Source organism: Paenibacillus agaridevorans (genome assembly GCF_003112455.1).
Lineage (GTDB): Bacteria > Bacillota > Bacilli > Paenibacillales > Paenibacillaceae > Pristimantibacillus > Pristimantibacillus agaridevorans.
The window spans coordinates 1-13,432 of the sequence record NZ_BDQX01000384.1; the positions used below are offsets into that span (position 1 = coordinate 1).

A 13,432-nucleotide genomic window follows, 5' to 3' on the forward strand; every position below is an offset into this window, starting at 1 on the left:
GACCCACTGGGCCGACTGGCGCCGATGGTGCTACGGGACTCACTGGGCCGACCGGCGACGACGGCGCTACAGGACCCGCTGGGCCGACTGGCGCCGACGGTGCTACGGGACCCGCTGGCGCTACGGGACCCACTGGGCCGACCGGCGCTGATGGCGCTACAGGAGCCGCGGGTTCGACTGGCGCCGATGGCGCCACGGGACCTGCTGGGCCGACCGGCTCCGATGGCGCTACAGGGCCTGCTGGGTCGACCGGCGCCGATGGCGCTACAGGGTCTGCTGGGCCGACTGGCGCCGATGGCGCCACGGGACCTGCTGGGCCGACCGGCGCTGACGGCGCAACAGGAGCCACGGGTGCGACTGGTGCCGATGGCGCTACAGGGCCTGCTGGGCCGACTGGCGCCGATGGTGCTACGGGGTCAACTGGTGCAACTGGCGCTACAGGAAGCGGAATTGCTGAGTACGCGTATATTTATAATGTTGGGGCCCAAGTCATAGCGATAGACGCTCCGATCCTATTCAGCACAACAGGCGTGACTACGCCTGGAATCACGCATGCACCCGGAACCTCCGATATTGGCATTGCAACACCGGGAGATTATGAAGTTACGTTCTCTGTGTCCGGCGTTGAACCTAACCAATTCACGCTGTTTTTGAACGGTGTCCCTGTTACCAATACGGTTTACGGTTCCGGTGCCGGCACGCAGCAAAACTTCGGGCAGGCCATCATTACCATTGCGGCTGGTGACACTCTTACCTTGCACAATCACACTTCCGCCGCGGCCGTCACTCTTCAAACGCTCGCAGGCGGAACGGAGATTAACGTTAACGCTTCCGTCGTCATCAAAAAATTAGACGCATAATGGAACAATAACACGATGAAGGAAACCGCCAAGAAACAAGCTGGAATCGATCCCCATCGATATCAGCTTGTTTCCTTGTTCCCATCAAAAACTCCATTCAGTAAGAACCTCGGATATGCGCATGCACATGATCCTTGTAGAATGCGCGAACCCGGTCCATCTCATCGTCAGAGAACGGCTGAACATGGAGCGCGGAGAGATTGTCTTGCACTTGACGGACATTTTTGAAGCCAGGGATGACGCAGGTGATCGCCTCGTGGTCGAGCAGCCAGCGCAGTGACGCTCGCGCCATATTGTCGCGGCCTACCTCGATCCAGCGCAGCTGCTCCGCAAGCTCGACGCCCTTGGCGAAACCCAGTCCCGCAAACGTCTCGCCCACGTTAAACGACTCGCCGTTTTCGTTGAAGCGGCGATGATCGTTCTCTTCGAACGCCGCCGCGGATTCCGCGGCAAACTTGCCCGTCAAGAGACCGCTTGCCAGCGGGAGCCGGACCAGAATGCCGACGCCTTTTTCCTGCGCTTCGCCCAGAAGGCGCTCTGCAGGTTTTTGACGGAACAGGTTGAAAATGACTTGAAGCGCTCGGACGCCCGGCTGTTCCAGACAGAACAAACCTTCCTCCACAGACTCGACGCTAACGCCGTATTCCCTTATCTTGCCTTCTTCCTTGAGCTTGTCCAAAACGCCGAAGACGCTGCCTTCCTTCAAGATTGACAGGGGCGGACAATGAATCTGATACAGATCGATTCGCTCGCGTCCCAGTCTTGACAGGCTGCCTTCCAGGTAAGCGCGTACGGATTCCTCCGAATATGTGGCCGGATCGTGGATGTCCCCCGCTCTGCAAAACTTGGTCGCTATGTAGATTTGCTCTTCCTTGCCCTTGGTCGCTTGTGACAGCAACCGCTCGCTGTGACCGTCTCCGTACACATCTGCCGTATCGAAGAAGTTGACGCCGGCATCAATTGCCGCCTCCAGCGCGCGCAGAGAATCCGCGTCGTCCTTGCTGCCCCAGGAGCCGCCGATCGCCCAGGTGCCGAAGCTGATCTCGCTAACTTGCATATCGGATGAGCCTAATGCCCGGTAATTCATCGCAATGTACCCCCTACAGGAGATGATGTGACACTCCATTTAGTTTACCCTTGCGATGGCTTGCAAGCAAATCCTCGAATCCGCTTTCACTGCGACTCCCCGCATCTGACAGAAGATTGACCAGTTGCCTGTCAATCTTCCCGACACTATTTTGCCTTGCGCCAAGAGCCGCTAGACGTTCAACAGCCTAATGGCCCAAGGTCGCCAGTAATCGCAACACGACTACTCTTCTTATTGCAGATGATCGTCTGCGAGCCGATAACCCGCCCCGCGAACCGTAACGATATATCGGGGCGATACCGCGCTGTCCTTAAGCTTCTTGCGCAGACTCTTGATATGAACGTCTACCACATTGCTGCCGCCGTAAAATTGCATGCCCCATACGGTATCGAGCAGATTCTCGCGAGTCAGTACGGACCCATCCGACGATACAAAATGCAGCAGCAAATCGTATTCCGTCTTCGTCAGCTCGATCCGCTGTCCACCGCGCGTTACTCTCATCCGTCGCAGATCGATCTGGATATCCTTGAACGTTCGGAGATCCTCGTCGTTCCTGAGTACGTCGGCAGGGTTCCCGGCTTCCATGCCTGCGACAGCGGATCCTGCCGCGACCAACGCGCTTGCCGGCCGTTCCTCCAGCATCCGGTTAATGCGGGACAACGCCGCCTCCGGATCGGAAGGCCAAACGAGAAGCTCCGCGCCCGACAGCTCCGCGTTGCCTCGTGCCTCGTAGGCTTCGCCGTTCAGCAGCACCAGTACGGGCACTCCGTGCGTTCTCGCCGTCTGCAGAAGCTCAGCGCCCCCTTGCAGCGTATGCGAGGAAGCATAGGATGCTGATTTGTCGATTGGCAGCGCGTCGTAGACGAGCAGCTCCGGCTGCAGCGCAGGCAGAAGCCCTGCCGTAAACTCGTGAAGCGAGAAGACGTCGAAGCAGTCGCCCGACAGCTTTACAAGCAGACTGCGAACGCGATCCGGCAACGGGCTGATCAGCATAACCCGCTTCGTAAGGGAACACAATACGCCTTCCGTGAAATCCGTTATGGCTAGCTCTTCGCGCATGTCTCGCACACTCCTTCCAGCACGACGTGCGCGTGCTCAATCACGAATTTCGTTTCGTCCGCCACAGTCGAGACCCAGCTCGCAGGCAGCTCCGTCAGCACCTCGCCGACACGCCCGCATTTCGTGCAGACGATATGCTGGTGATCTTCGGTTCGTGCATCATATCGGCTGACCGCTTCACCTAGCTTCAGCTCTCTGATCAGACCCACATCGGCCAGATAGCGCAGAGAGTTATAGACGGTGCCATAGGCGAAGTTAAAGCCTTTGCTCCGCAGTCTCTCGATTACGTCCGCCGCAGTAGGATGATCATGCGATCCTTGAACAACCTCGTAGATCGCTTTCCGTTGTATCGTCAAGTTTAATTTCACCATGGTCGGTTTATGCCGCCTTTTATGATTTTAGACTAAGTATAAATATAAAACGATGAATTAGCAATGACTATGCACCTTTAATGGTTCTTCTGCTATATTATGCACATCTGGCACATTAGGCTGGTCCACGCTCATTATGGTGGATTTTTCATCTATATTCGGCTCATCAGCCCAACACATGGCTCATTACGGTGGATTTTTCATCTATATTCAGCTCATCAGCCCGACACACGCTCATTATTGTGGATTTTTCATCTATATTCGTCACATCACTCCGACACGCGGCTCATTATGGTGGATTTTTCATCTATATTCGACTCAGTAGCCCGACACATGGCTCATTATGATGGATTTTTCATCTATATTCGGCACCTCAGTCCGACACACGCTCATTATGGTGGATTTTTCATCTATATTCGGCACATCACTCTGACACGCAGTATGGTGGATATTTCGACTATATTCGGCACATCAGTCGGACATACGCCTCATATTCTTCGAACCCAACTTCGAAACTATGAGAGAAACTCTAGCCTCGGCCTCCCGGGGATGAACGACCGCCAGCTTTGCAAAGAAACGCCACTTCGTAAGCATAGGGTAGACATCATCACCAATAGAAATGATCTTTTTAAACCTTATCGCCTTAAACAGCATAAACTTTTTACATAATTAAATAATCTGAATATTTACAAAATTAAAATAATGGGTTATACTAAAGCCATCCTACACGAGAGGGGATAGTCCATTGAAGCACGTTAGCGAAGCATGCCTTACGAAGTGAGGTATCGAAGATCGATGCCGGGGCATGTGGGCAGAAGAGCGATTGACGAGAACGGGACGTCAGCCTTTAAGAGTTGTTGGATATGAAATACTTACCGAAAGGATGGCGTTCAAGAGAAATTGAGGAAGCCATGGATTGGAGCGTTAGAATAAATTGAATAGTTGTCACATCAGAAAGTGAAGGGATTCCGGTTGCCACAGGACAAGCGGAATCCCTTTCATTTTGCCTAAATTCGCACTTACAAGATGGGGCTGAGCAGGCGCGATACCGATTCCTTGAACCGGTTGAACAGCGGTCTGCGGTTATAACGCTCCATCGTCAGCTCGAAAGAATTTTCCGAATCCTCCAAGAAGATGTCTGCAAGCTCGGCTGCCGTGTCTTCGTCATAGATAAAGGCATTTATCTCGAAATTCAGCTTGAAGCTGCGAATATCCAGATTGGCCGTCCCTACGGATGCGACCATGCGATCGACGACGAGCGTCTTCGCATGCAGGAAACCCTCCTTGTACAGGTACACCCTAACTCCGCTCTCCAGCAAATCCCCCAGAAACGATTGCGTCGCCCAATACACGAAGAAGTGATCGGGCTTGCTCGGCAGCATGATGTTCACGCTGACGCCGGACAAAGCTGCGATGCGCAGCGCGGTCATGAGACTTTCATCCGGTACAAAATATGGCGTCTGCAGGCAGATGGTATGTTTGGCGGAGTAGATCATTTTGATATAGGCGTTCTTGATTTCCTGATACTCGGTATCCGGTCCGCTTGCCACAAGCTGCATGCCGATTATGCCGTTGACGTTGTCCGGGTAAGGGAAGTATGCCGGTCCCAGAGGCATCTTGGTCGCGACCGCCAGATTCCAATCCATCAGGAACTGGGCCTGCATCTGCAGCACCGCCCCGCCCTGCACCTTAAGATGCGTATCCCGCCATGCGCCGAAATGTTTATTCAACCCCAAATACTCGTTCCCGATATTAAAGCCGCCGATATAACCAATCCTGCCGTCGATGATCGCCAGCTTGCGATGATTGCGGTAGTTGATCTTTAAATTAAGGAAGGGAATCCGCGATGGGAAAAACGCTGCCTCTTTGCCCCCTACTGCCCGAAGCTCCCGAAAATATTTTCTCGGCAATGCCAGACTGCCGATCTGGTCGTACAGAAACCGAATCTCAACGCCTTGCGAAGCCTTCCGCACAAGCGCGTCCATCAGCCGGCGGCCAAGCGCGTCATCCCTTACGATGTAGTAGACGAGATGGATATGATGTTCGGCATTCTCGATATCGGCCAGCAGTTCATCGAACTTCCGGTTGCCGTCCGTAAAGATCTCGATCTCGTTGTTGTTCGTGTACAGTGCATAGCTTGTCGTCAAATTCATGTACATCATATCCTGGTACTTGGCCATTTCGCTGCCCTCGGGAAACATCTCTCTGCGCTCCAGCATAATGCTTTGCTTCTCCAGCGCCTCCTCGATAATGCGACGGTTCTCTCCGAGCAATTTGGTTAACTGCCGCTTGCGCACCTTCTGTCCCAGAATCAAATACATCACGAAACCGAGCACGGGAATAAAGAACAGAACCATGAGCCATGCCCAAGTCGAGCTGGCATTGCGCCGTTCCAGAAAGATCACCGTGATCGCGAGGAAAATATTTAATAGAATGATGACGAATGATAAGTTTTGCAGCAAATTCATGGGGACATCCACGCCTTTCGCATCGCTGTCTTCTAACGTTTCGAACGCTGAATCCTGCGCGGATCACCGTTCCGTCATGCGCCTTATTGGACTGACAGCAGGAGGATTCCAGCCTTATTGTGTTACCGGAACCGCATTATAATACTCTTCCAAGGTCATCCCGGATGAAGCGAGCTCGCCTGCAAGCTCAGCTCCTACATAACGAAGATGCCACGGTTCGTACTGGTAGCCCGTAATTTCGTCCTTGCCCTTCGGATACCTGATGATAAATCCGTATTCCGAAGCATGCTTCGCCAGCCATGCCGCTTCCTTTGTATCTCCGAAGCAGTCGGCTGCCGCGCAAGAGCCGTCGCTTCCTGACAAGTCTACGGCGAGCCCCGTCTCATGTTCGCTTGTACCCGGGAGAGCGCTGTACGTTCTCGCCTTCTCGTAGCCGTCTCTCTTCACGTACCGATCGAACAGCTTCGTCTGTGTCGCGTGGGAACGATACGCCGATACGCCGGCCAGATAGATGCCATCCTCTTCCGCTCCGGCGAACAGCTTCTCGAGCGCCTCGGCGGCTTCCTTCCGAAGCATCCGCTTCTCCACCTTCTCCGAGAAGATAAACTTCACATCAGGGTACACCAGGTCGTCCGGCTCGTAATCCTCCGGCAGCTTGTTGAACGGGTTCACCAACGCAGTGGCGCTATGCGGCTCCGCGATGACGGCGATATCTCCGTTTTCTCCGCGGGAAATACCTTCTTCGCCGCTGGCTCCGGGTGTATTTCCGGTTCCCGGGGTCGTTGTTGAAGTCGGCTTCGGTTTGTTCGTCTCGGCAGGCTTGTCCGTTGATTTGTTGTCCGATCCCCCGTCCGGATCCGGCACGCTGATGCCGCCGCCGGTATTGGAGTTTCCAGCTCCAGGCACATCCCCTTCGAGCTCCCCGCCCGCCTGGCCGTCTCCATCATCTATGCCCTCAGCCAGCTTGGGCGGCTGTGCGGCTCCGCTTGCAGGATCGAATAGTCCGTATTCCTGTGCTACGAAGTAACCTCCAGCTAATAGAAATCCTGTCAAAACAATCGCCAAAAATGGCTTTTTCTTCCTCATTTTCGTTCCTCCTGCAGTTTAAGGGCTGTTTTGCCTTTTGACTTTTGGTGTAAGAAAGGAGCATAATGATAATGTCTTTACAATAAGTATACTAATATTCTCTTAATGCCAAGGTGAACGGCTGTCGCCGTCTTCGGCTGCGCAGCGCGTTTCATTGAGGATTATAGGTTAGGTATGTAGAAAACTCATACTTTCCTATAATTCAAAGAAAAAAAGCAAAGCGGCTTCCTCGAAGAGAGATAGAGATAAGCCTGTTTGTGCTGTGAAAGGTAGGGGTGCTTTCCTAATGTCAACTCTAGCATCTGGACGATTGCTCGGTACTCGTCCTATATTGTTTTTCTCGTTCATCCTGCTACTCAAAAGCTTTTTAGCATGGACAGTCGTCTTCCCGGACGGTGCGTCCTGGACAACCCTTCTTAAGGAAGTTCCTTTTGTGCTGATCGTCTTTAGCCTGATCGAATGGTTCGCAAGCAAGCGCAAGTTCACGTATTACTTAATCGCAAACCTTGCCATGACTTCTATTCTATTTGCTGTCATTATGTATTACAAGTATTACGGCGTTATCGTCGATTATTCGGCCCTGCAGCAGGTCAATCAGGTAACCGCAGTAAAGAACAGCGTGTTCTCGCTGATGGATCCTCAATATTTGCTGATCTACATCGACGTTGTCCTGATGATCGGTCTGCTGTTCTTCCGCCGGAAGGCGAAGGAAGTTAAGAAAGCCTTCACTCGCAAGGAGAATAAGAGAGTCATGATCGCCGTGCTGTCCGTATCATTGGCGCTTTGCTTGTTCAACGTCCTGCCAAACAGCGCCAGCATGAACGAAATCGTCAAGGCTGAGCAAATGGGCATTCTTAATTACGAAGCTTACCGTATTCTGGCTAACAAAGAAATCCAGTATGTCGATTCTTCCGAAATTACGCAAGAGAAGATTCAGAATGTAAAGAACGTCCAACCGCCCGCTGAACCTAAGCTGTTCGGATCGGCGGAAGGCAAAAACCTGATCATTCTTCAGATGGAATCCATGCAGAACTTCCTGGTGGGCCTGTCCATCGAGGGTCAAGAAATTACGCCTAATCTGAACAAGCTGGTGAAAGAGAACAGCTACTTCTCCCACTTCTACCAGCAAGTCGGCCAAGGCAATACGTCGGATGCGGAGTTCGTCGTCAATACGTCGCTGTACATTCCTCCGCGGGGTGCCGCGACGCAAGTGTATGCGGGCAAGGAGCTTCCTAGTCTGCCGAAGCTAGTGAAGTCGGTCGGCTACGATACGGCTACGTTCCATACGAACGTCGTAGAGTTTTGGAACCGCGCCGAGCTGTATAAGGCTATCGGCTTCGATCGTTATTACGACGCCGAATTTTTTGGAACGGAGGATGCGATCTTCTTCGGCGCCTCCGATGAAATGCTGTATAAGAAGTCTATCGAAGAGCTTGACCGCATGAACGCGAGCGGCAAGCCGTTTTACACGCAGATCATCTCCATGACGGCGCATCATCCTTACACGATTCCGCAGGAGAAACGTCTGATCGACCTGCCCGACCGCTTCGACGGCACGCTGGTGGGCGACTATATCGAGTCGCAAAACTATGCGGACCATGCGCTGGGCGAATTCATCGACGACTTGAAGGCTCGCGGCATCTGGGACAACAGCCTGATCGTGCTGTACGGCGACCATCTCGGCTTGCCGATCTACTCGCTCGACAACGGCGAGAAGGACCTGATGGCCGAAATTTACGGCCGCGAGTACACGTATACCGATATGATCAACATACCGCTTGTCGTCGTTAATCCGGGCGACGAAGCGCCAGCTACGTATGACCAGCTTGGCGGACAAGTCGACATCTTGCCGACGATCGCCAACCTGCTTGGTCTGCCGCTGGATAATCAGATGCATTTCGGCCAGGACTTGTTCAATCAATCGTACAACATTCTTCCTCAACGTTATTATTTGCCGTCCGGCTCCTTCTTAAGCAGCGAAGAGCTGTTTATGTCCGGCAGCGGCTTCAACGACGGCAAGCATTACCCGCTCGCGGGTAACGGCAATAACGAGCAGCAATCGACCGAAGAGGAATTCGACCGTGCGCTGGAGCTGCTTAATTTGTCCGACAGCTTCGTGCAGTCTCTGCCGAACTGGAAGAAAAAATAAATCTCGCATAAGCATACAGAGCCCTGCCTCCACTTGGAGGCAGGGCTCTGTTGTTTGCGCATGTTGCGCTAGCGCGGCGTTTTCGGCCTGCAAGTCGGTGTCGCCGACTTACGGCTCCGCTTGCGGGGCTTTTTCGGCGATTACGTCGGTGTCGACGACCTACGGCTCCGCTTGCGGGGCTTTTCCGGCGATTACGTCGGTGTCGCCGGCCTACGCCTGCGCTAGCGAGGCTTTTCGAGCGAACGTAAAGTTAAGTTAGCCTTTTACCGCTTCAAGCACCTCTTGTACATGGCCCTCGACGCTGACGGCGCGCCATTCGCGGATGAGCTTGCCTTCCTCGTCGATCAGGAACGTCGAACGCTCCACGCCGAGGAACGTCTTGCCGCCCCAGCTGAGCTCCTTCCATACGCCGAACAGCTCGGCCACGCCATGATTTGTGTCGGACAGCAGGAGAAACGGCAGATTATGCTCCGATACGAATTGCTCGTGCGACGTTAAATCATCGGGGCTAATGCCGATCACTTCCGCGTTATGCTCCGCGAACTCTCCATTGTAATCCCGGAAGTCGCAGGATTCCGCCGTACAGCCAGGTGTCATGTCCTTCGGATAGAAGTAGATGACAAGCTTCTTGCCGCGATAGTCCTCCGGCGATACCTCCTGCCCGTTCGATGCGAGCAGATTAAAATTAGGCACCAGCTCTCCAACTCTAACAATACCGTTACTCATAAGTTCCGCCTCCTTAGTGTAATTGTATAGAAACCGCAAGAGCGCGAAGCATCCTGCGGGTGTTCTCGCCGCTTGATCTTAATTGCGCTGCAGCTTCAAACCCTGCTCGTCCTCCGCGAGAAAAAGCTTGCCGACTCCTTCAACAAACACCTCGAAGGGGTAACACTCCGCCGTCAGGTTAGTGAAGTGCCAACGTCTTCCCGGCTGGACGACAATGAACATGCCCTCTTCGTCGCCCACAGGGTTAAAGCTGTCATTCCTTCCTTGATAGCTCCCGATGCCTATGGCCTCCAAGTGGTCGACCGCATAAGCCACGTTGCGGGTTGGCAATCCGATTTCACTGAGACATTGAAGATCCCGATCTGGATCAAAAGGACGCTGAATGCCATTGTCCATCGTATGCCTTGCGATCAGCTCCAAAATATTGCCCGCCGGGTCCATAAAGTAGACGGAATCCGAGTTCCAGGCCTCGCTCCGGGAAATATCCCGGCCCGCCTCCATCCCTAGCTCCGTAACGGTCTCGATCCAGCCCTTCGCCTCGTCCAGCTTATTCTCCGGTATGTTGAACGCGAAGTGGTAATAAGGAGTGGACTGCCCTTCGTAGCTTCGTACCAGACGACTTTCCGCTTCCTCCTCCGAGGCTCCCAGCTCCCACCGAACGAAACGCAGTGCCGTATCTCCCGCCTGGACGACTAACTGGTCTTCCTCAGCCGTCACCACAGGAAACCGAAGCCCATCCCGATAGAAGGGCAGCAGCCCAAGCGGCTCCTTCGTCAAAAAAGTCGCTTCCTTAATTTTCATCCGTCCCCGCCCCTTCCGAATCGACGCCGGAGCCCATTTTCTCGTAAGCAAATGTCGCTTCCGTCATCCATGTCCGCGCTTGCTCCGCGTTCGACGCAAGGCCATAGACGGCAATCAGCTTCGTCAGAGCCGCTTCCATCCCGATCCCCTCGAGGAACACGCCCCCCGCTTCGATCAACGCGTGCGACGAGGCGTAGAGCGCGGCCGAGGCGTCCTTAAGCGGGCTCATGTACACATCGATCCCGTGCGCTTTGCAACGCTCGATAAAAGCGGGCAGCGAATAAGGACCGCCGGGCAGAGCCGTCGCCGTGCCGGAGTGATGAAGATCGTGCAGTATAGCGCTGGGTTTCCGGCCGCTCCAATCGTACAGCGAATAGTTCAAGCCCGGATAAGGACGTATGTACAAGACGGAATCGTCCAAGCTCAGATTCTCCGGCTCCCATGGAAGCGGAGCCGATAGCTCAACCTTCAATCTTCCCAGCAGCGTATCCGGTCGAGGATTTCTTACGTCATCCCGCCATACGAACCGCCGTTTTTCCATTACGCCGTAAGGCAGATCGTACGGGCTGCGGAATTGATCCGTAAACGACTCGCATTGCGCAAGCCTCGTGCCGAGATAGACGAGCATCTCTCCCCGATCGTTCTCGTAGACGGCGAATACGCCGGGCAACGCTTCTTCCACGACGAAGTCGATGGCCCCCGCCAAATTGCGCAGTCCGTTAGCCCGCCGATCCGCAATAGGATAATTGCTTGCGGTAAACACGATCGGCACGCCGCCCCCGGCAAACAAGTAGCTGAACATCGCGGCCGAATAAGCCAGCGTATCCGAACCATGCGTCACGATGAGACCGTCGTACGAGCCTGGATCGGCGTTCCGAATGGCAACGGCCAACGTCCGCCAATCTTCCGTCGTCAGGTTCTCGCTGAGCAAATTAAGAGGTTCGAGCGTTGACAGCTCGACATCTTTCCGGACCTCATCCGTATTGCGGTAGGCCTCCAGCAGCGCATAGGAACCGGAGTCGTGTACGTTGATGGATTTTCCCTCCGCCTTGCTGCCGATCGTCCCTCCTGTAAATATAACCAATATCCGCTTCATGCAAGCAGCCTCCTTCCTCAACCTTACCTGTGAAGCTTGCCCCTGCTCCTATCTTACTACTCCTGCTGCCGCTTTGTCTAAGCAGCCAAGGGTACAGAATGCCCGTCAAGAGCGAGCGGGAGGCACGCCAAAGCGGCCGCCCCGATCATTCAGGGCGACCGCTTATCATTGACGCATTACTATTCCTTGTGGCTATGAACAAACGCTTCCTTCTCGCGCAGACTGTATCCGGCTTCCTTGTCGTTCCTCATGAACGGCCACCAGTTGGCTTCTCCGAAAACTCGGACCATGACCGGAATAAACAGCGGCAGCATGACGAGCGCGTACAGGAACAACCCGCACAAGACCATCGTCGCGATCTGGAGCAGCGACATAACGCCCGAAGGCAGCATAGCCGCAAATGTTCCGCCCAAAATAACGGCTGCCGACATAATGACTCCACCCATGTTCTTCATCGCTTCCAAGATGGCTTGCTTCGGCTCCAGATGGCGGAATTCGCGGAACCGGTCCATCAGGAAGATACTGTAATCGACGCCAAGCGCGACAAGCAGGACGAAGCCGAAAAACGGCACGGCCCAGCTGATGCCGGACAAGTCGAATATACGAACGAATATAAGCTCCGTAATCGCCAGGGACGTATAATACGTAACGATCAGCGATAACACGACGTATGCCGGGATTACTATGGAACGGAAAAGCACGATGAGAATAAGCGTAATGCCGACCAGCATCAGGACGACGGTCCGCGAATAGTCCGCGTTCGAGATCGTGTCGAGATCGTGGTTCATGCTCGTTACGCCGCCGATGGCGGTCACCGCTTCCTCAAAAGCCGTACCCCGCAGCGCACGATCGACGGCCGCTTCCAGCGCCGGAATCTCGGCCATGGTTGCCTCCGAATACGGATTGCTGTCGAAAATAACATCGAACTTCGCCGTCATCCGATCCGGCGACATATACACATCCAGCGACGATTGGAATTGCTCGTCGTCGATCGCTTCCTGCGGGATGTACCAGCCCGTCAGCTCCTTGTCGGGAGCGCCTGCCAGGCTTTGCAGATAGCCGCCCGCCGAAGCCAGGCCGTCCGTCACTTGCGTCAAGCCGTCGACGCTCTGGTCGAGACCGCTCGTTAGTTCGCCAAGCTGATCGTTTAGCGAAGCAAAACCCGCTTGCAGTTCCTGCTGGCCGGATGCCAGCTCGCCGAGCCCTTGCGTCACGCCCGGGATTTGGTCCACGATGGCGCCTTGGCCCGCTGCCGCCTGTGCGATGCCGCCTTGCAGCTCCGCAATGCCTTTCGCCAATTCGCCGAGTCCGGCCGCAAGCGCCGCCTGGCCGTCGGCAGCTTGCTTGTAGCCTGCGTTTGCCTGCGTCATACCGCCCGCCACGCCTGCAAGTTGGGCGTTCAACTCCTTAAGGCCGGCTCCAAGCTGTACCGCACCTTGCTGCAAGCCCGCTACCGCAAGCAGCGTCTCTTGATACGCCGGGTCTTCCTTTAGCTCTGGATATTTGTCGCCAAGAGCGTTCAAGCCGCCAGATACGCCAGAGAGCCCTTCCGCCAGCTTACCGCTTTGGTCGGCAACAGCCTCGTAGCCAGCGCTCAGCCCTGACAAGCCGCCGCCTATGCCTTCATAGCCGCTTAACAGCTGCGCATGGGCCGCAGCCAGCTCTTGGGCGCTCGCCCGCGCTTGTTCCAAGCCCGCCGTCAGCTCCCGGGCGCCAGCCGAGCCGTCTT

General features: G+C 54.7%; 10 protein-coding genes and 1 pseudogene. 2 read left to right on the forward strand and 9 right to left on the reverse strand.

Annotated elements, in window-relative coordinates; all coding sequences use genetic code 11:
* Window positions 1-860, forward strand: a pseudogene (locus PAT3040_RS29440) (BclA C-terminal domain-containing protein); the annotation flags it as partial.
* A 97-nt stretch (window positions 861-957) separates the two neighbouring features.
* Here the strand turns inward: PAT3040_RS29440 and PAT3040_RS29445 are convergent.
* The 5 genes from PAT3040_RS29445 to PAT3040_RS29470 all read right to left on the reverse strand — a co-directional run bounded on the left by PAT3040_RS29445 (window position 958) and on the right by PAT3040_RS29470 (window position 6,931).
* Window positions 958-1,947 carry an aldo/keto reductase gene (locus PAT3040_RS29445; RefSeq protein ID WP_108995491.1) on the reverse strand — a complete coding sequence of 330 codons (990 nt, stop codon included), beginning with the start codon at window positions 1,945-1,947 and terminating at the stop codon, window positions 958-960.
* Window positions 1,948-2,178: 231 nt separating this feature from the next.
* Entirely contained in the window at window positions 2,179-3,006 is an 828-nt protein-coding gene (locus PAT3040_RS29450) for a winged helix-turn-helix transcriptional regulator (protein ID WP_108995492.1), read from the reverse strand.
* Window positions 2,991-3,377, reverse strand: coding sequence for a Fur family transcriptional regulator (locus PAT3040_RS29455; protein ID WP_087571375.1), 387 nt, complete (start codon window positions 3,375-3,377; stop codon window positions 2,991-2,993). The genes PAT3040_RS29450 and PAT3040_RS29455 overlap by 16 nt, the downstream gene beginning before the upstream one ends.
* 1,019 nt (window positions 3,378-4,396) lie before the next feature.
* Complete coding sequence (gene cls / locus PAT3040_RS29465; protein WP_108995494.1) at window positions 4,397-5,845, reverse strand: cardiolipin synthase; 1,449 nt, start codon at window positions 5,843-5,845, stop codon at window positions 4,397-4,399.
* A 114-nt stretch (window positions 5,846-5,959) separates the two neighbouring features.
* On the reverse strand, window positions 5,960-6,931 hold the full coding sequence (locus PAT3040_RS29470) for a M15 family metallopeptidase (protein ID WP_108995495.1): 972 nt from the start codon (window positions 6,929-6,931) through the stop codon (window positions 5,960-5,962).
* 286 nt (window positions 6,932-7,217) lie between these two features.
* Between PAT3040_RS29470 and PAT3040_RS29475 the strand changes: the two genes are divergently transcribed.
* Window positions 7,218-9,080, forward strand: coding sequence for an LTA synthase family protein (locus tag PAT3040_RS29475; protein WP_087571371.1), 1,863 nt, complete (start codon window positions 7,218-7,220; stop codon window positions 9,078-9,080).
* A 255-nt stretch (window positions 9,081-9,335) separates the two neighbouring features.
* Here the strand turns inward: PAT3040_RS29475 and bcp are convergent, their stop codons facing one another.
* The 4 genes from bcp to PAT3040_RS39145 form a co-directional block, all read right to left on the reverse strand.
* A complete protein-coding gene (bcp, locus tag PAT3040_RS29480) occupies window positions 9,336-9,806 on the reverse strand; it encodes a thioredoxin-dependent thiol peroxidase (protein WP_108995496.1) in 471 nt (156 codons plus the stop codon).
* A 78-nt stretch (window positions 9,807-9,884) separates the two neighbouring features.
* Entirely contained in the window at window positions 9,885-10,607 is a 723-nt protein-coding gene (locus PAT3040_RS29485) for a VOC family protein (RefSeq protein WP_108995497.1), read from the reverse strand.
* Window positions 10,597-11,703 (reverse strand): asparaginase, encoded by a 1,107-nt coding sequence (locus tag PAT3040_RS29490; RefSeq protein ID WP_108995498.1) that lies wholly within the window; start codon window positions 11,701-11,703, stop codon window positions 10,597-10,599. Before PAT3040_RS29490 ends, PAT3040_RS29485 begins: the two co-directional genes overlap by 11 nt.
* Window positions 11,704-11,882: 179 nt before the next feature.
* Window positions 11,883-13,432 (reverse strand): MMPL family transporter (locus PAT3040_RS39145; RefSeq protein WP_258235225.1); only part of this gene is annotated, 1,550 nt, incomplete at its 5' end.